This window comes from Buttiauxella sp. (assembly GCF_035271705.1).
Classification (GTDB): domain Bacteria; phylum Pseudomonadota; class Gammaproteobacteria; order Enterobacterales; family Enterobacteriaceae; genus Buttiauxella.
Window position 1 is genome coordinate 19,473 of sequence record NZ_DATERI010000212.1, and the last position, 18,084, is coordinate 37,556.

Annotated in this window: 15 protein-coding genes; 11 read left to right on the forward strand and 4 right to left on the reverse strand. The window is 49.7% G+C overall.

Annotated elements, in window-relative coordinates; genetic code table 11:
* Positions 1 to 5: 5 nt before the first annotated feature.
* Complete coding sequence (gene yfcD, locus VJY99_RS18715; RefSeq protein WP_324121165.1) at positions 6 to 551, forward strand: NUDIX hydrolase YfcD; 546 nt, start codon at positions 6 to 8, stop codon at positions 549 to 551.
* Positions 552 to 644: 93 nt separating this feature from the next.
* Here the strand turns inward: yfcD and pta are convergent, their stop codons facing one another.
* Both pta and ackA read right to left on the reverse strand, forming a co-directional pair.
* Complete coding sequence (gene pta / locus VJY99_RS18720; RefSeq protein WP_324121166.1) at positions 645 to 2,786, reverse strand: phosphate acetyltransferase; 2,142 nt, start codon at positions 2,784 to 2,786, stop codon at positions 645 to 647.
* 193 nt (positions 2,787 to 2,979) lie between these two features.
* Positions 2,980 to 4,182: an acetate kinase gene (ackA, locus tag VJY99_RS18725; protein WP_324121168.1), complete on the reverse strand. Its 1,203-nt coding sequence runs from the start codon at positions 4,180 to 4,182 to the stop codon at positions 2,980 to 2,982.
* Positions 4,183 to 4,516: 334 nt separating this feature from the next.
* Between ackA and yfbV the strand changes: the two genes are divergently transcribed.
* The 4 genes from yfbV to VJY99_RS18745 all read left to right on the forward strand — a co-directional run bounded on the left by yfbV (position 4,517) and on the right by VJY99_RS18745 (position 8,123).
* Positions 4,517 to 4,972, forward strand: coding sequence for a terminus macrodomain insulation protein YfbV (gene yfbV, locus VJY99_RS18730; protein WP_324121169.1), 456 nt, complete (start codon positions 4,517 to 4,519; stop codon positions 4,970 to 4,972).
* A 71-nt stretch (positions 4,973 to 5,043) separates the two neighbouring features.
* Positions 5,044 to 5,538: a YfbU family protein gene (locus VJY99_RS18735; protein ID WP_324121170.1), complete on the forward strand. Its 495-nt coding sequence runs from the start codon at positions 5,044 to 5,046 to the stop codon at positions 5,536 to 5,538.
* A complete protein-coding gene (locus VJY99_RS18740; RefSeq protein ID WP_324121171.1) occupies positions 5,531 to 6,211 on the forward strand; it encodes a sugar phosphatase in 681 nt (226 codons plus the stop codon). Before VJY99_RS18735 ends, VJY99_RS18740 begins: the two co-directional genes overlap by 8 nt.
* A 79-nt stretch (positions 6,212 to 6,290) precedes the next feature.
* Positions 6,291 to 8,123 carry an SLC13 family permease gene (locus VJY99_RS18745; RefSeq protein WP_324121173.1) on the forward strand — a complete coding sequence of 611 codons (1,833 nt, stop codon included), beginning with the start codon at positions 6,291 to 6,293 and terminating at the stop codon, positions 8,121 to 8,123.
* Positions 8,124 to 8,325: 202 nt separating this feature from the next.
* Here the strand turns inward: VJY99_RS18745 and yfbR are convergent, their stop codons facing one another.
* Positions 8,326 to 8,925 carry a 5'-deoxynucleotidase gene (gene yfbR, locus VJY99_RS18750; RefSeq protein WP_324121175.1) on the reverse strand — a complete coding sequence of 200 codons (600 nt, stop codon included), beginning with the start codon at positions 8,923 to 8,925 and terminating at the stop codon, positions 8,326 to 8,328.
* A gap of 97 nt (positions 8,926 to 9,022) precedes the next feature.
* Entirely contained in the window at positions 9,023 to 10,237 is a 1,215-nt protein-coding gene (gene alaA / locus VJY99_RS18755; protein ID WP_324121176.1) for an alanine transaminase AlaA, read from the reverse strand.
* A gap of 1,005 nt (positions 10,238 to 11,242) precedes the next feature.
* Here alaA and lrhA point away from each other — a divergent pair.
* The 6 genes from lrhA to nuoF all read left to right on the forward strand — a co-directional run bounded on the left by lrhA (position 11,243) and on the right by nuoF (position 18,019).
* The gene (gene lrhA / locus VJY99_RS18760) at positions 11,243 to 12,178 is read left to right on the forward strand and encodes a transcriptional regulator LrhA (RefSeq protein WP_324121177.1); all 936 of its coding nucleotides are present in this window, start codon (positions 11,243 to 11,245) and stop codon (positions 12,176 to 12,178) included.
* 754 nt (positions 12,179 to 12,932) lie between these two features.
* Entirely contained in the window at positions 12,933 to 13,421 is a 489-nt protein-coding gene (gene nuoA, locus VJY99_RS18765) for an NADH-quinone oxidoreductase subunit NuoA (RefSeq protein ID WP_324121178.1), read from the forward strand.
* Positions 13,422 to 13,592: 171 nt separating this feature from the next.
* Entirely contained in the window at positions 13,593 to 14,267 is a 675-nt protein-coding gene (gene nuoB / locus VJY99_RS18770; protein WP_183270010.1) for an NADH-quinone oxidoreductase subunit NuoB, read from the forward strand.
* Between the two features lie 100 nt (positions 14,268 to 14,367).
* Positions 14,368 to 16,179: an NADH-quinone oxidoreductase subunit C/D gene (nuoC, locus tag VJY99_RS18775; RefSeq protein WP_324121179.1), complete on the forward strand. Its 1,812-nt coding sequence runs from the start codon at positions 14,368 to 14,370 to the stop codon at positions 16,177 to 16,179.
* Between the two features lie 2 nt (positions 16,180 to 16,181).
* Positions 16,182 to 16,682: an NADH-quinone oxidoreductase subunit NuoE gene (gene nuoE / locus VJY99_RS18780; protein ID WP_324121181.1), complete on the forward strand. Its 501-nt coding sequence runs from the start codon at positions 16,182 to 16,184 to the stop codon at positions 16,680 to 16,682.
* Positions 16,679 to 18,019 (forward strand): NADH-quinone oxidoreductase subunit NuoF, encoded by a 1,341-nt coding sequence (nuoF, locus tag VJY99_RS18785; protein ID WP_324121183.1) that lies wholly within the window; start codon positions 16,679 to 16,681, stop codon positions 18,017 to 18,019. The genes nuoE and nuoF overlap by 4 nt, the downstream gene beginning before the upstream one ends.
* The last annotated feature ends 65 nt before the right edge of the window (positions 18,020 to 18,084 follow it).

Sequence of the window (18,084 nt, forward strand, 5' to 3'; positions counted from 1 at the left end):
CCCTGATGGTGGAACAGCGTCATTTTGGTGGCACGGAATGGGTAGACATTGTCAGTGAAGACAATGAAGTGATCGCGCAAGCAAGCCGCGAGCAAATGCGTGCACAGCGTTTGCGTCATCGTGCGACTTATATTGTTGTTCATGACGGTATGGGTAAGATTTTGGTACAGCGCCGCACTGAAATTAAAGATTTTATGCCTGGTATGTTAGATGCCACCGCGGGTGGAGTGGTTCAGGCCGACGAGCAACTGCTGGATTCTGCACGCCGCGAGGCTGAAGAAGAGCTGGGGATTGCTGGTGTACCTTTTGCTGAGCACGGGCAGTTCTATTTTGAAGATACCCACTGCCGGGTGTGGGGAAGCCTGTTTAGCTGCGTTTCTCATGGCCCGTTTGCTTTGCAGGAAGAAGAAGTCAGCGAAGTTTGCTGGATGTCTCCAGAAGAGATTACCGCTCGCTGTGACGACTTCACGCCAGATTCGTTAAAAGCACTGGCATTGTGGATGACCCGCAACGCTAAAAATGAATCCCAGTACACTGCTGCTGCGGAGTAATTCATTCTGTTTTCGCGGTCTCGTCGTTATTTCCGGGACACGCTAATAAAAAAGGCCGCATATCAATGCGGCCTTTTTGCTTCTCAGAAAAAATTAATCTTGTTGAGAAGACTGAATCGCAGTCAGCGCGATGGTGTAAACGATATCGTCTACCAGTGCGCCACGAGACAAGTCGTTAACGGGTTTACGCATACCTTGCAGCATTGGCCCGATGGAGATCAGGTCAGCTGAACGCTGTACCGCTTTATACGTGGTGTTACCGGTGTTCAGGTCTGGGAAGATGAACACGGTAGCACGGCCCGCAACCGGTGAGTTTGGTGCTTTGGACTTGGCAACGTCAGCCATAACCGCGGCGTCATACTGCAACGGACCATCGATAACCAGGTCAGGACGTTTTTCCTTAGCGATACGAGTGGCTTCACGCACTTTTTCAACATCACTACCCGCACCAGAAGTCCCGGTGGAGTAGGACAGCATCGCAACGCGCGGGTCGATACCGAATGCAGCAGCGGAATCCGCAGACTGAATAGCGATTTCTGCCAGTTGTTCAGCAGTTGGATCTGGGTTGATCGCGCAGTCACCGTAAACATAAACCTGTTCTGGCAGCAGCATGAAGAACACAGAAGAAACCAAAGAGCTACCTGGTGCAGTTTTGATAAGCTGCAACGGAGGACGAATAGTGTTTGCGGTGGTGTGAACTGCACCGGAAACCAGGCCGTCAACTTCGTCTTGCTCAAGCATCAAAGTACCCAGCATAACGTTGTCTTCCAGTTGCTCGCGAGCGACGGCTTCGGTCATGCCTTTGCTCTTACGCAGCTCAACCAAGCGAGCAACGTAACTTTCGCGAACCACTTCTGGATCAACGATTTCGATGCCTGCGCTCAGTTCAACGCCTTGCGCTGCTGCAACACGGGTGATTTCATCCGGGTTACCCAACAGGACGCAAGTTGCGATACCACGTTCAGCACAAATCGCGGCTGCTTTAACAGTACGCGGTTCGTCGCCTTCTGGCAGCACAACACGTTTACCGGCTTTACGAGCCAGTTCGGTGAGCTGATAGCGGAACGCTGGAGGAGACAGACGACGGCTACGCTCAGAGGTCGCAGTCAGAGATTCGATCCAGTCTGCATCAATGTGGCTTGCCACATATTCCTGCACTTTTTCGATACGCTGATGGTCGTCAGTTGGGACTTCCAGGTTGAAGCTTTGCAGGCTCAGAGAAGTCTGCCAGGTGTTGGTATCAACCATGAACAGCGGCAGGCCAGTGGCGAATGCGCGCTCACACAGTTTGGTCACGCGTGGGTCCATTTCGTAACCACCGGTCAGCAGAACGGCACCGACGTCGACACCGTTCATTGCGGCCAGGCACGCTGCAACCAGCACGTCTGGACGGTCTGCGGAAGTCACCAGCAGAGAACCTGGGCGGAAGTGTTCCAGCATGTGCGGAATGCTGCGCGCACAGAAAGTGACAGACTTCACACGACGAGTTTTGATATCGCCTTCGTTGATGATGGTTGCGTTCAGGTGACGCGCCATATCAATTGCGCGAGTTGCGATCAGGTCGAAACTCCACGGCACACAACCCAGAACTGGCAGCGGGCTGTCAGCAAACAATTGTTTAGGATCGATGTTTGCGATGCTCGCTTTATTGGAGTCATCGAAAATCTCGGACAGGTCAGGGCGGGTACGGCCTTGTTCATCCACTGGGGCATTCAGTTTGTTAATGATAACGCCAGTGATGTTGGTATTTTTGCTGCCACCGAAGCTGCTACGAGCCAGTTCGATACGTTCTTTCATCTGCTCTGGAGAGTTGTTACCCAAAGACATAACGAAGACGATTTCAGCGTTCAGCGTTTTAGCAATTTCGTAGTTCAGAGCCTGCGCAAACTGATGCTTGCGAGTAGGAACCAAGCCTTCAACCAGTACCACTTCAGCGTCTTTGCTGCTGGCGTGGTAATTAGCGATGATTTCTTCCATCAGCGCATCTTGTTGGTTGCTGGATAACAGCGTCTCAACGTGGTGCATGTGCAGCGGTTCAGCCGTCGGGATGCTGGAGTTTGCACGAACAATACTGGTGGTTTGATCAGGAGCATCGTCACCGGTACGCGGTTGGGCGATAGGTTTGAAAACGCTAAGGCGAACGCCTTTTTGTTCCATAGCACGGATAACACCCAGGCTGACGCTAGTCAGGCCGACGCTAGTTCCGGTAGGGATCAGCATAATAGTACGGGACACGGTATAACCTCTTTGTATATACCCATCATACTTCAAGCCGCAGGGGTGTTGCTGCACTCACTCACCCCAGTCATCCAGTAAGCTCCTGGAGATTCACTCCTTTGCCGCCTACCTACAACTCGAATTATTTAGGGTATAGCCTTTACAGGACTCAGAAAACAACACCGCCAGCGAAGGCTGGCGGTAAGGAGAATCACGCGGTCAGGCGAGATGCATCCTGAGCAATAACCAGTTCTTCGTTGGTCGGAATGACCACTGCAGGACGGGTACCCTCTTTGTTGATAAAGCCAGACTTGCCGAAACGAGCAGCCAGGTTACGTTCGTGGTCAACTTCAAAGCCCAGAACGCCCAGTTTGCCCAGAGTCAGTTCACGTACCATCGCAGCGTTTTCACCGATACCACCGGTGAATACAACTGCGTCCAGACGACCATCCATCAGCGCAGTGTAAGAACCGATATATTTCGCCAGGCGGTGGCAGAAGACGTCCATTGCACGTTTAGCGTCTGCTTTAGTCAGATAGTTGTCTTCAACATAACGGCAGTCGCTGGTCACTTCGGTCAGACCCAACAGGCCAGATTCTTTGGTCAGCATTTTGTTGATGTCATCAATGCTCATGCCCAGGGAATCGTGCAGGTGGAAGATAATCGCAGGATCGATGTCACCAGAACGAGTCCCCATCACCAGACCTTCCAGTGGAGTCAGACCCATAGAGGTGTCAACACACAGGCCGTTACGGATAGCAGAAACAGAACCACCGTTGCCCAAGTGGCAAGTGATGACGTTCAGCTCTTCTACCGGTTTGTTCAGCATTTTCGCGGCTTCTTGAGTCACATAGAAGTGGCTAGTGCCGTGTGCGCCGTAGCGACGAACGCCGTGCTCTTTGTACAGTTTGTACGGCAGAGCATAGAGATAGGATTCTTCTGGCATGGTCTGATGGAATGCAGTGTCAAACACAGCAACGTTTTTATCAGCCAATTTAGGGAAGGATTTCAGTGCTTCCGCGATACCAATCAGGTGCGCTGGGTTATGCAGCGGTGCAAAAGAAGAAGAATCTTTGATGCCCTGAATCACGGTTTCGTCGATAATGACGGAGCTGGTGTACTTCTCGCCACCGTGAACAATACGGTGACCGATAGCGGTCAGCTGCTCGGACAATTCAGGTTTTTGTGCCAGAATGGTATTAACCATAAAGTTAAGAGCTTCGCTGTGAGCGGCGCCTGCACCCAAAGCCGCTTCTTGTTTACCGCCATCCATTTTCCACTTGATACGTGCTTCAGGAAGATGGAAACACTCGGCTAAACCAGAGAGGTACTCGTCACCATTTACCGCATTAATAATTGCGAATTTCAGTGATGAGCTACCGCAGTTCAGAACCAGTACTAGCTTACTCGACATGGAAGTACCTACTTTTATACGTGGCTAAAAAAACGTCAGTTAGTCTCTCAGCGTAGCGCATGATGAGCCTGACATTTATGATTAACGTCATGCCAGGAGTGTTTTTTTGGCATGGCGAATAAATACTCTAGATTTTACGCTATTTTGCGCGATTTTTGTGCAATGGCGAACAGAGCAAAAATTTGACAACCTGCGGTTTCCCTTCACGGCCATCAAGGCCGGCACAGGATACCTGATTGCTATGGTTAAAGACAAAAGATTTTGAACCATGTAATTTAGAGTTGTTAAATTGCACAAAAATTTTATTTTTTATATGTGAAGTTGAGGTAAAGCCATGTCGACACCCCAAAATAGCCACGCAAGCTGGTTCAGTATGTTCAGCCGTGGGCAACACTATTCAAAGACCTGGCCTGTTGATAAACGCCTCGCGCCTATCTTTGTAGAAAATCGTGTGATCCGCGCCACGCGTTTTGCCATTCGCTTTATGCCTCCCCTCGCTGTGTTCACGCTGACCTGGCAGATTGCACTTGGCGGCCAACTTGGCCCTGCAGTTGCCACCGCTTTATTCGCCTGTAGTCTGCCGATGCAGGGTTTATGGTGGTTAGGTAAGCGTTCCGTAACGCCACTTCCACCCACCATTTTGAGCTGGTTCTACGAAGTGCGAGGCAAATTGCAAGAAGCAGGACAGGCGTTATCGCCTCTTGAAGGCAAGCCAGACTACCAGGCACTGGCAGAAGTTTTGAAACGTGCGTTCAAGCAGTTGGATAAAACTTTTCTGGATGATTTGTAAAATCCCTGCCATTACGCATATAAAGAAGGATATTTTTCGCAGGATTCTTCCTGCGCAACAGGAGCTAAGAAATGGAAATGACTAACGCCCAGCGTCTGATTTTATCTAATCAGTACAAAATGATGACCATGCTCGACCCGGATAATGCCGAGCGTTATCGTCGCCTGCAAACGATTATTGAGCGTGGCTACGGCCTGCAAATGCGCGAACTTGATCGTGAATTTGGTGAGCTGACGGAAGAAACCTGCCGCATGGTTATCGACATCATGGAGATGTATCACGCGCTGCATGTCTCCTGGACCAATCTGAAGGACAACCAAGAAATCGACGAACGTCGTGTGACTTTCCTTGGCTTTGATGCGGCTACCGAAGCTCGTTTCCTGGGCTATGTTCGCTTTATGGTAAACATCGAAGGTCGTTATGCTCATTTTGATGCGGGTACTCATGGCTTCAATGCGCAGACCCCAATGTGGGAAAAATATCAGCGCATGTTGAAAGTCTGGCAGTCTTGTCCACGTCAGTACCATTTAAGTGCGAACGAGATCGCGCAAATTATTAATGCCTGAGGGGAGATGCGCCGTGAAGTGCAAAGGTTTCTTGTTTGATTTGGATGGGACGCTGGTTGACTCTCTGCCAGCAGTCGAGCGAGCCTGGATAAACTGGGCAACACGATTCGATATTTCGCCACAGGAAGTTTTAGGCTTCATTCACGGTAAACAGGCGATCACTTCGTTACGTCACTTTATGGCGGGCGCGTCTGAAGAAGAGATCCAGCAGGAGTTTTTGCGTCTCGAAAAAATCGAGTCTGAAGATACCGACGGTATTGTGGCGTTGCCTGGTGCCGTTGAACTGCTGACTCATTTGAACGAAGCGGGTATTGCGTGGGCTATCGTGACCTCGGGTTCTTTTCCGGTCGCTTCTGCTCGCCGTGTGGCGGGTGGGTTACCGAAGCCTGAGGTTCTGGTTACCGCTGAACGCGTTGCTCGCGGGAAACCAGAGCCTGATGCTTACTTGCTCGGTGCGCAACTGCTCGGTTTAGAGCCAGAAGAGTGCGTGGTGGTGGAAGATGCCCCAGCAGGCGTGTTGTCAGGTTTGGCAGCGGGCTGCCATGTGATTGCAGTCAATGCCCCAGCGGATACGCCGCGCCTTGAACATGTCGAATATGCTTTGCATTCACTGACTGAGCTTCTGGTGCAAAAATTGCCAGATGACACTGTCGAGGTGTTTAGAAAACACTAAACACATGATTTAGCCCCGCGATAGCGGGGTTTTTTTATGGCATGATTTTTCTCCCAGAGACAACTCATAAGGATTTGTTTTGAACTCGGAACTCATTTGGGTTTTATCGCTGCTAGCAATCGCAGTGGTGTTGTTTGCCACTGGAAAAGTGCGTATGGATGCGGTCGCATTGTTTGTCATTATTGCCTTTGTCCTCAGCGGCACACTCACACTTAACGAAGCCTTCTCCGGCTTTAGCGACCCCAACGTCATTCTTATTGCTGCGCTATTTATTATTGGCGATGGCCTGGTGCGCACCGGTGTTGCCTCCAAAATGGGTTCCTGGTTGGTGGACATGGCAGGCAGCAGCGAAACCAAAATGCTTGTTTTACTGATGCTCACCGTGGCAGGACTGGGCGCGTTTATGAGTTCGACGGGCGTGGTGGCCATTTTTATCCCCGTGGTCCTCAGCGTTTCGATGCGCATGAAAACATCACCATCACGCTTAATGATGCCCTTAAGTTTTGCGGGCCTGATAAGCGGCATGATGACGCTGGTCGCCACACCGCCAAACCTGGTGGTAAACAGCGAACTGTTACGTGAAGGTTTGCAGGGCTTCCAGTTCTTTAGCGTCACGCCTATTGGACTGGTTATTTTGCTGTTGGGCATTGGTTACATGCTCATCGCACGTTTTGCGTTAAGCGGGCATAACAAAGACGACGGTAAACAAAACTGGCGACGCCGTACTTTTCGCGATTTGATCAAAGATTATCGTCTGACGGGGCGTGCGCGGCGTCTGGCTATTCGTCCCGGTTCGCCAATGGTGGGTCGACGTCTGGATGATTTAAAATTGCGTGAGCGTTATGGCGCGTACGTCATCGGCCTTGAGCGCTGGCGTAAATTCCGCAGGGTTATTGTCAATGTCACGGCGACTACAGAGTTTCGCGCACGTGATGTCTTGTTGATTGATATGTCTGCCTCTGAAGTCGATTTGCGTGAATTTTGTCACGAGCAGATGCTTGAACCGATGGTCCTGCGCGGTGAGTATTTCTCGGATCAGGCGCTGGATGTTGGCATGGCTGAAGTTTCATTGATCCCTGATTCAGAATTGCTTGGCCAAACGATTCGTGAAATTGGTTTTCGTACACGCTATGGCCTGAATGTCGTGGGGTTACGCCGCAATGGCGAAGTGATGGACGGGCTGCTGGTGGACGAGTCCTTGCAACTGGGTGATATTTTGCTGGTAGTGGGTGACTGGAAGCTTATCAGCCAATTACAGCAGAAAGGCCGCGATTTCCTGGTACTCAACTTACCGGTGGAAGAGGGCGAGGCATCGCCTGCTCACAGTCAGGCACCCCATGCTATTTTCTGTCTGGCGCTGATGGTTGCGCTCATGCTGACTGACGAAATTCCGAATACGATTGCTGCGATGATCGCCTGTTTACTGATGGGTAAATTCCGCTGCATCGATATGGAAAGTGCTTATAAAGCGGTGCATTGGCCGAGCATTATCTTGATTGTCGGGATGATGCCTTTTGCGCTTGCATTGCAAAAAACGGGTGGCGTAGATTTGATAGTGAACGGACTGATGCGGATGGGCGGTGGTTACGGCCCCTATCTGATGCTGATTTGCCTGTTTGTGATGTGTGCCGCGATTGGCCTGTTTATCTCTAACACGGCGACAGCTGTGCTGATGGCGCCAATTGCCCTGGCTGCGGCAAAAACTATGGGGGTCTCGCCTTATCCGTTCGCCATGATTGTCGCACTTGCCGCGTCTGCTGCGTTTATGACACCCGTTTCATCGCCAGTGAATACTCTGGTTCTGGGGCCGGGGAATTATAAGTTCAGTGATTTTGTGAAAATGGGCGTGCCATTTACCGTGATTGTGATGGTGGTGAGTGTGGTGATGGTGCCGATGCTGTTTCCATTCTAATCCCCTTCATACTTGAAGCTGCATCTTTGTTGGCTACGTTATTCGGCTCATCCATGAGCCTCACCCCTTTGGGGCCGCTAAAAATAGCGTTCAAATCTGCTCCGGGCAGATTTGTCACAAACCCCAGTCACTTACTTATGTAAGCTCCTGGGGATTTGCTCTCTTGCCGCTTCAATGCAACTCCAATTATTTTGGGGATTTATTACAATGGCGAATCCTGGCTAATTTCATCGAGCGAAAGCTGGAAGCTCGGTACAAAAACAGTCATGAAATAGTCCATCTCTTCGCTGTGGCGGTCCGATAGCGTTTTCTCGAGGCGGCTCTTTGCCAGTAAGAATTCATTGTTTCCCGCAGAAAGTTCTTCCAGGCACTTCAGGTAAGCGCATAACGCATCAGCCTGTTTGACGATGGCTCGCTCTTCATCACTACTTTGATGTTCATCGATAAGCGGCGCCCAAATATCGCGTAACTCTTCTGGCACCATATCGATCAATTTCTGCTGGGCAATTTTCTCGATAGCTTTGTATTCATGGGCTATTTGCGAGTTGAAATATTTCACCGGAGTCGGCAGGTCACCGGTCAGCACTTCACTGACATCGTGATACATCGCTAATAGCGCGACATGCTCGGCGTTGATCTGGCCGTTAAATTTGCGGTTCTTTATCACGGCTAAGGCATGGGCGACCATCGCGACTTGTAGGCTATGCTCCGAAACATTTTCGGTCCGCACATTGCGCATTAGCGGCCAACGGTTGATTAATTTCAGACGTGAAAGGTGGGCAAAAAAATGGCTCTGACTCATAGATACACTCGGGGTCTGTAGGGCGGGTAAGCAGAACGTTACCCGCCGAGAAAGCGGTGGACCCAGCTTACGCTTATCCACCTTTTCAGGCTAAAAATTACTGCTGGTAGTGACCCAGGAAGCGACCAAATTTATTGATAGCCATCTCCAGCTCATCAACGCGCGGTAAGGTGACAATGCGCACATGATCAGGCCACGGCCAGTTAAACGCAGTCCCTTGAACCAATAGCACTTTTTCCTGTAATAAAAAGTCTAGCACCATTTTTTGGTCGTCATGGATGTTAAAGCGCTTAGCGTCAATTTTAGGGAACATATACAGCGCACCGCGTGGCTTCACGCATGACACCCCCGGAATATCGTTAAGCAGTTCCCAAGCACGGTTACGCTGCTCGTACAGGCGCCCGCCTGGAACGATAAATTCGCTGATGCTTTGATAACCACCCAGTGCGGTTTGAATGGAATGTTGCGCCGGAACGTTGGCACACAGGCGCATAGACGCCAGCATTTCTAGCCCTTCGATATAACCTTTCGCGTGTTTCTTCGGCCCATTGAGTACCATCCAACCCTGACGGAAGCCCGCCACGCGGTAGGTTTTGGACAAACCATTAAATGTCACGGTCAGCAGATCTGGCGCCAATGCTGCAATCGAATGGTGCTGCGCTTCGTCGTACAGAATCTTGTCGTAAATTTCATCAGCGAAAATAATCAAATTATGCTGACGCGCGATTTCAACAATCTCCAGCAACAGTTCCTTCGAGTAGACCGCACCGGTTGGGTTGTTGGGGTTGATTATCACGATACCGCGGGTACGAGGCGTGATTTTAGCGCGAATGTCATCAAGGTCAGGGAACCAGTCGGCAGTCTCATCACATAAGTAATGAACGGCTTTGCCACTGGAAAGCGAAACGGCTGCGGTCCATAAAGGATAATCAGGAGCCGGGACCAGCATCTCATCACCGCTGTTCAACAATGCTTGCATGGATTGAACAATCAACTCAGAAACACCGTTGCCGATGTAGATATCTTCAACCGTCACGTCCCGCATTTCACGTGCCTGATAATGCTGCATGATGGCTTTACGTGCGGAGTAGAGTCCTTTTGAATCGCAATACCCCTGCGCTGTAGGCAGGTTACGAATCACATCGACAAGGATTTCATCCGGGGCATCAAAGCCAAATGGCGCCGGGTTGCCAATATTCAGCTTGAGGACTTTATTCCCTTCTTCTTCGAGGCGCTTCGCCTCTTTAAGCACTGGGCCACGGATGTCATAACAGACGTTATCAAGTTTGCTGGATTTTTCGATTGGGGACATGAACCTGACCTTAAATGTTAGCGCCACTTCCTGCCGTGGAAGCGACCAGGCAACAATGTACTCCTGCAACGCCTGGATTTGAAGGTTGTCGAAGCGCCAAAGAGGAATAAATCTTCAATTCTGAGACTCGAGGTAAAATCGATTGAATGACTGTTTGGGAGCGTTATCTATTGTTGATTGCATGTAAAGCAATTAAAAATATAGCATACAAAACACTTAGCAATTACATAAACTACTTTAATGTAAGTAATGTAGTGGGTGCTGCTATTCGAAATGAAAATTAAATTGAGTAATAGTTAAGGAAAATTGAATATTCATGCTGAAGGTTAAATGGAGTGCGTGAGCGTGAGTTAATAATATGTATATAAAAATAACCAGCTATGCGATTAATATAAACATAGAATAGAGTTAAGTTGCTTCTCTTTTAGCTTATAGAGTTTTGGGTATTTCGATGAATAAGTCATTGATGAGTGAATTAAAAAAGAGAATGAGATCAGATAATTCGCAACAAAAGTTATGAGTTACCGCTTTTTACGGTAAGATACACTACCGGAAATGGTAGGTAGTATTTGCTATAAATAACACAACCCTATGTTTTGTTGAAGATTGGTTTGTCGGCGTTGTGTTGTTTCAATTGCCAATGCTACGAAATGCCCTAAAAAAATTTTTTACCCAATCTACACTTGTTACTGCCATTAGTTGAATAAATAAACTCAATGCTGAATGGATTCAGAATAATTACTCAGTTTTGATTGTGGTAATGACTCTGTTAAGACGAATGTTTGTATGTTGTTAAGGTCCGTATTATATCTTAGGTAAATGCGTTGCGTTATTGAATCGCATTAGCCTGAGGGCATGTCAAATAAAAAAGTCAGAACGACTGTCTGGAAGACAGTGCTCCCCCGTGAGAGACGTTCTGTAAAAGGGAATTGCTTTATCTTTTTGATAAATCACAGCAATAAAACTAAGGCAGACTCGTAAGAGCAACCTACTAGTGAAAAAAATATGATTAACGCAAATCGTCCGATACTCAATCTTGACCTCGATCTGCTCAGGACTTTTGTTGCCGTAGCGGATCTCAATACCTTTGCCGCTGCAGCCGTTGCGGTTTGCCGTACTCAATCGGCAGTGAGCCAGCAGATGCAGCGTCTTGAACAGTTAGTAGGAAAAGAGCTTTTTGCCCGCCATGGGCGAAATAAACTGCTGACCGAGCACGGTATCCAACTGCTGGGTTATGCGCGAAAGATTCTGCGTTTTAATGATGAAGCTTGTACTTCGCTAATGTTCAGTAATTTACAGGGTGTATTAACTATCGGAGCATCTGATGAAACAGCGGACACCATTCTGCCGTTTCTGCTAAACAGGATAAGCTCGGTTTACCCTAAATTGGCGCTAGATGTGCGTGTTAAACGTAACCCATTAACGCTAGAGATGCTGAATCAACAGGAAGTGGATTTAGTCGTCACCACATCGAAACCTACGAATTTTGAAACCATTGTTTTACGGACTTCACCAACCTTATGGTACTGCGCCGCTGATTACGTCTTCCAGAAAGGGGAAACGGTGCCTTTGATTGTGCTCGATAACCCGAGCCCATATCGGGACATGATGCTTGAGCAATTGAATACAGCACGCATTCCATGGCGTATTGCCTATGTTGCTTCGACACTTTCATCCGTGCGCGCAGCAGTAAAAGCCGGGTTGGGGATTACCTCTCGTCCGGTAGAAATGATGAGTCCAGAACTCCGCGTGTTGGGAATCAGCGATGGCCTGCCGTTTATGCCTGATACGCAATATATGCTGTGTCGTAATCTGCAAACCAGCAATGAACTCGCTCAAGCTATTTTCAGCACGCTGGAAAACAGCCCAAATCCCTATCGTTACATGGACTCTTCTGCTGCAGAGGGTGACTCGGTGTTAATGGAAAGTGATTTCGAGTAACGTCTCCCCCGTCATACTTCGAGGCGCAGGGGGGTTGGTTGCGCTCACCAACCCCAGTCACTGACTTGTGTAAGCTCCTGGGGGGTTGCTCCCTGGCCGCCTACCTGCGACTCGAATTATTTAGAGGACTGGTGATTTGTGAGTCACAAATTATGAAATTTGAAAATAGGCCATTGAGGAGCATTTTTGTCTCAATGGCTTATTTTTTAATCAGCATAGGGTGGGTTTTTTTATTTTTCGCAAAAACACGTTTTAAAACAATCTGCTTTCCCCTTTCCTTGCTACCTATCCTGCCCATACATCCTACAAATCAAAATCGCTTTAAATGTTAAAAAATTGGCTGCAATGTTGTTGGTTTTTGATGTGAATTAACAGAAGCGTGTCTCAGATCAAGAAAATACTCCCTATTAGGGGGATGAATAGTTGGGATTTCCTGCCAAAATAGAGCCGCAGCTAATTTTTTCCAACGTAACGGACACGATTCAACGTCATTAGAAACGAGTTGGTAACCTAACGTTACTCGTTTTTAACGCATTAAATGTTAATGAAGTTGCTGTCATGTAAATTAATGTGTGGATACTTTTGTTAAAGTTGACAAAAGGTTATAGAAAGGAGTAAAAAACCCCATCAATTTGCTGGTAAAGTTTTGATTCTGGCACTAATTGTAAGGTTAATTGTTCCTCCCCATGAATCGATGTGGTGTTCATCTGCCAGCAAGAGCAGAGACTTTGGCGCCACTTTTGATGAGTAAGCAATGAGTATGTCAACATCCACTGAAGTTATCGCTCACCACTGGGCGTTCGCAGTCTTTCTTATTGTTGCCATTGGCCTGTGTTGCGTAATGCTTCTCGGGGCCTGGTTCCTTGGCGGGAGAGCTAAGGGTCGGCACAAAAACACTCCCTTCGAGTCAGGTATCGACTCAGTTGGTACAGCGCGCTTACGGCTATCCGCTAAGTTCTACTTGGTTGCCATGTTCTTCGTCATCTTCGACGTGGAAGCCTTGTATCTCTACGCGTGGTCAGTCTCTATTCGTGAAAGCGGATGGGTAGGCTTCGTTGAGGCCGCAATTTTCATATTTGTGCTACTGGCAGGTCTGGTGTATCTGGTGCGCATTGGCGCGCTTGATTGGACTCCTACGCGTTCGCGCCGCGCCCAAATCAACCCGGAAACCGACAGTCTCACTAACCGTCATACGCAAGATGCTCTAAAAAATTCGGATTACAGCAAGGCGGCAAGCGAGTAAATCCCATGAGCTTACTCAGGTAAGTGATTGGGGTTTATGACAAATCTGCCTGGAGCAGATTTGAACGCTGTTTACAGCGGCCCCAACGGGGTGAGGCTCACGGATGAGCCGAATAACGCAGCCAACGCAACTGTAAATTGAATGATAACGAGCATAAAATGAGGCAATAAGATGGACTATACGCTCACCCGCATAGACCCCAACGGTGAGAACGACCGTTACCCCCTGCAAAAACAGGAGATCGTAAGCGATCCTCTTGATCAAGAAATCAACCGTAGTGTGTATATGGGCAAGCTCGAACATGCCATGCACGATATGGTGAACTGGGGTCGTAAAAACTCAATTTGGCCTTATAACTTTGGCCTTTCTTGCTGTTACGTTGAGATGGTGACTTCATTTACCGCCGTACATGACGTGGCTCGTTTTGGTGCCGAAGTACTGCGTGCATCTCCGCGTCAGGCTGACCTGATGGTTATTGCAGGGACCTGCTTTACCAAAATGGCTCCGGTTATTCAGCGCCTTTACGACCAAATGCTCGAGCCAAAATGGGTTATTTCGATGGGTGCTTGCGCCAACTCAGGCGGCATGTACGACATCTACTCTGTGGTGCAAGGCGTGGATAAATTCCTGCCAGTGGATGTTTACATCCCAGGTTGCCCACCGCGCCCGGAAGCTTACATGCAAGCACTTATGCTGCTGCAAGAGTCCATTGGCAAAGAGCGTCGTCCACTGTCTTGGGTCGTTGGCGATCAAGGTGTTTATCGCGCCAACATGCAATCAGAGCGTGAACGTAAGCGTGGCGAGCGTATCGCTGTCACCAACTTGCGGACACCAGACGAAATTTAATATGCGCCTGTGGGCAGTGTGAGTTGTTACCCAAAATAATTCGCATATCAATAATACTAGCGCGAAGCCGCTGACCACAGTCACCACAGTACCATTTGCAATGGTGAGAATTATGACCGATTTAACTGCGCATGATGCCAACCAGGAAGCCTGGCAAACCCGAGACCATTTAGATGATCCGGTTATTGGCGAACTGCGTAACCGTTTTGGGCCGGATGCCTTCACTGTTCAGCCAACCCGCACTGGTGTTCCAGTGGTCTGGGTTAAGCGCGAACAATTGCTCGAAGTTGGCGATTTCTTAAAGAGACTCCCGAAGCCCTACGTCATGTTGTTCGACTTACACGGCATGGACGAACGTCTTCGTACTCACCGCAACGGTTTACCGGCTGCGGATTTTTCCGTTTTCTACCACCTGATTTCTATCGATCGCAACCGCGACATCATGCTCAAGGTGGCGCTGTCTGAAAACGATCTGAATGTGCCTACACTCACCAAGCTTTTCCCGAACGCGAACTGGTATGAGCGTGAAACCTGGGAAATGTTTGGCATCACCTTTAATGGTCACCCGCACCTGACGCGCATCATGATGCCGCCAACGTGGGAAGGCCATCCACTGCGTAAAGATTATCCAGCGCGTGCCACCGAGTTCGATCCGTTTGAATTGACCAAACAGAAAGAAGACCTCGAGATGGAAGCGCTGACCTTCAAGCCTGAAGAGTGGGGCATGAAGCGCAGCAGCGAGCATGAAGACTTCATGTTCCTGAACCTCGGTCCAAACCACCCATCTGCACACGGTGCATTCCGTATTGTCCTGCAACTCGACGGTGAAGAAATTGTCGATTGCGTTCCGGATATCGGTTACCACCACCGTGGTGCTGAGAAAATGGGTGAGCGTCAGTCCTGGCACAGCTACATTCCGTACACCGACCGTATCGAATACCTCGGCGGCTGCGTTAACGAAATGCCATACGTGTTGGCGGTTGAAAAACTGGCGGGCATCAAGGTTCCAGAGCGTGTAGACGTTATCCGCGTCATGCTGTCTGAACTGTTCCGTATCAACAGCCACTTACTGTACATCTCCACGTTTATCCAGGACGTGGGCGCGATGACTCCGGTGTTCTTCGCCTTTACCGACCGTCAGAAAATCTATGACCTGGTCGAAGCGATTACCGGTTTCCGTATGCACCCAGCCTGGTTCCGTATTGGCGGTGTTGCTCACGATTTGCCAAACGGTTGGGAACGCCTACTCAAAGAGTTCCTCGACTGGATGCCAAAACGTCTGGATTCCTACGAGAAAGCCGCACTGCGTAACACCATCCTGAAGGGGCGTTCTCAGGGCGTTGCCGCATACGGTAAGAAAGAAGCGCTGGAGTGGGGTACCACCGGTGCTGGCCTGCGTGCAACGGGTGTCGATTTCGATATCCGCAAAGCGCGCCCATATTCTGGCTATGAAAACTTCGACTTCGAAATCCCGGTCGGCGGTGGCGTGAGTGACTGCTACACCCGTGTGATGTTGAAAGTTGAAGAACTTCGCCAGAGCTTGCGCATTCTTGACCAGTGCCTGAAAAACATGCCTGCTGGCCCGTTCAAAGCCGATCATCCGCTGACAACGCCGCCACCGAAAGAGCGCACGCTGCAACATATTGAAACCCTGATCACTCACTTCCTGCAAGTTTCGTGGGGCCCGGTCATGCCGGCTAACGAATCTTTCCAGATGATTGAAGCGACGAAAGGGATTAACAGTTACTACCTGACCAGCGACGGCAGCACAATGAGCTACCGTACCCGCATCCGTACCCCGAGCTTTGCGCATTTGCAGCAAATCCCGTCGGCGATTCGCGGAAGCCTGGTTTCTGACCTGATTGTCTATCTGGGTAGTATCGATTTTGTAATGTCTGATGTGGATCGCTAACTATGCACGATAAACAACAACCCCAGGCTGAAGCATTTGAGCTGAGTGCGGCCGAGCGCGATGCTATTGAGCACGAAAAACATCATTACGAAGATGCTCGTGCTGCATCTATTGAAGCGCTGAAGATTGTTCAGAAACAGCGTGGCTGGGTGCCTGACGGCGCTATTGATGCCATTGCTGAAGTTCTGGGAATTCCTGCCAGCGACGTAGAAGGTGTTGCCACATTCTACAGCCAGATTTTCCGCCAGCCGGTAGGTCGCCATGTTATTCGTTATTGCGATAGCGTGGTTTGCCACATTACGGGCTACCAGGGCATTCAGTCGGCTATTGAAGCAAAACTGAGCATCAAACCGGGTCAAACCACGTTTGATGGCCGCTTTACACTGCTGCCGACTTGCTGTCTGGGCAACTGCGACAAAGGGCCGACCATGATGATTGACGACGATACGCACAGTCATCTGACGCCGGAAGCGATCCCTGATTTGCTGGAGCAGTACAAATGAAAACCGTTATTCGTACTGCCGAAACCCATCCGCTGACCTGGCGGTTGCGCGATGACAAACAGCCTGTCTGGCTGGATGAATATCGTAGCAAAAACGGTTACGAAGGTGCGCGTTTGGCACTGACGGGTTTGGCACCGGATGAAGTCGTCAGTCGTGTTAAAGACTCTGGCCTGAAAGGGCGCGGCGGTGCGGGCTTCTCCACCGGTCTGAAGTGGAGCCTGATGCCGAAAGACGAATCCATGAACATCCGTTACCTGCTGTGTAACGCCGATGAAATGGAACCGGGCACTTATAAAGACCGTCTGCTGATGGAGCAACTGCCGCACCTTTTGGTGGAAGGCATGCTGATTTCCGCGTTCGCGCTCAAAGCGTATCGCGGTTACATTTTCCTGCGTGGCGAATACATCGAAGCGGCTGTGCATTTGCGCCGTGCGATTCAAGAAGCGACCGAAGCCGGTTTGCTGGGTAAAAACATTCTCGGGTCGGGTTTTGATTTCGAGCTTATCGTGCACACCGGTGCGGGGCGTTATATCTGTGGTGAAGAAACCGCACTGATTAACTCTCTGGAAGGCCGCCGCGCGAACCCACGTTCTAAACCACCATTCCCTGCGTCAAGCGGTGTGTGGGGTAAACCGACTTGCGTAAACAACGTCGAAACGCTGTGTAACGTGCCAGCGATTCTGGCCAACGGCGTGGAGTGGTACCAGGGCATTTCGACCAGCAAAGATGCTGGCACCAAGCTGATGGGCTTCTCTGGTCGTGTGAAAAACCCTGGTGTTTGGGAATTACCGTTCGGCACCACCGCACGTGAGATTCTCGAAGATTACGCGGGTGGCATGCGCGATGGCCTGAAATTCAAAGCCTGGCAGCCGGGTGGGGCAGGGACTGACTTCCTGACCGAATCACACCTTGATCTGCCGATGGAGTTTGAAAGCATTGGCAAAGCGGGTAGCCGTCTGGGTACGGCGCTGGCGATGGCCGTTGACCATGAAATTGGTATGGTGCCGCTGGTGCGTAATCTGGAAGAGTTTTTTTCACGTGAATCTTGCGGCTGGTGCACACCTTGCCGTGACGGCTTGCCGTGGAGTGTAAAAATTCTGCGTGCGCTGGAACGTGGCGAAGGCCAACCTGGGGATATCGAGACACTTGAGCAACTGTGTCGTCTCCTCGGACCGGGTAAAACCTTCTGTGCGCATGCGCCAGGTGCGGTTGAACCGTTGCAGAGCGCGATTAAATACTTCCGCGAAGAATTCGAAGCCGGCATTGCCAAACAAGATTTCGGTAACACTCGTGCCATTAGTGGCATTCAACCGAACTTGTTAAAAGCGCGCTGGTAACACCTGACAACACGTTTGCAGGTTATAAAATTTTATTATTAATGCCTAAAAAATAATCAAGAGTT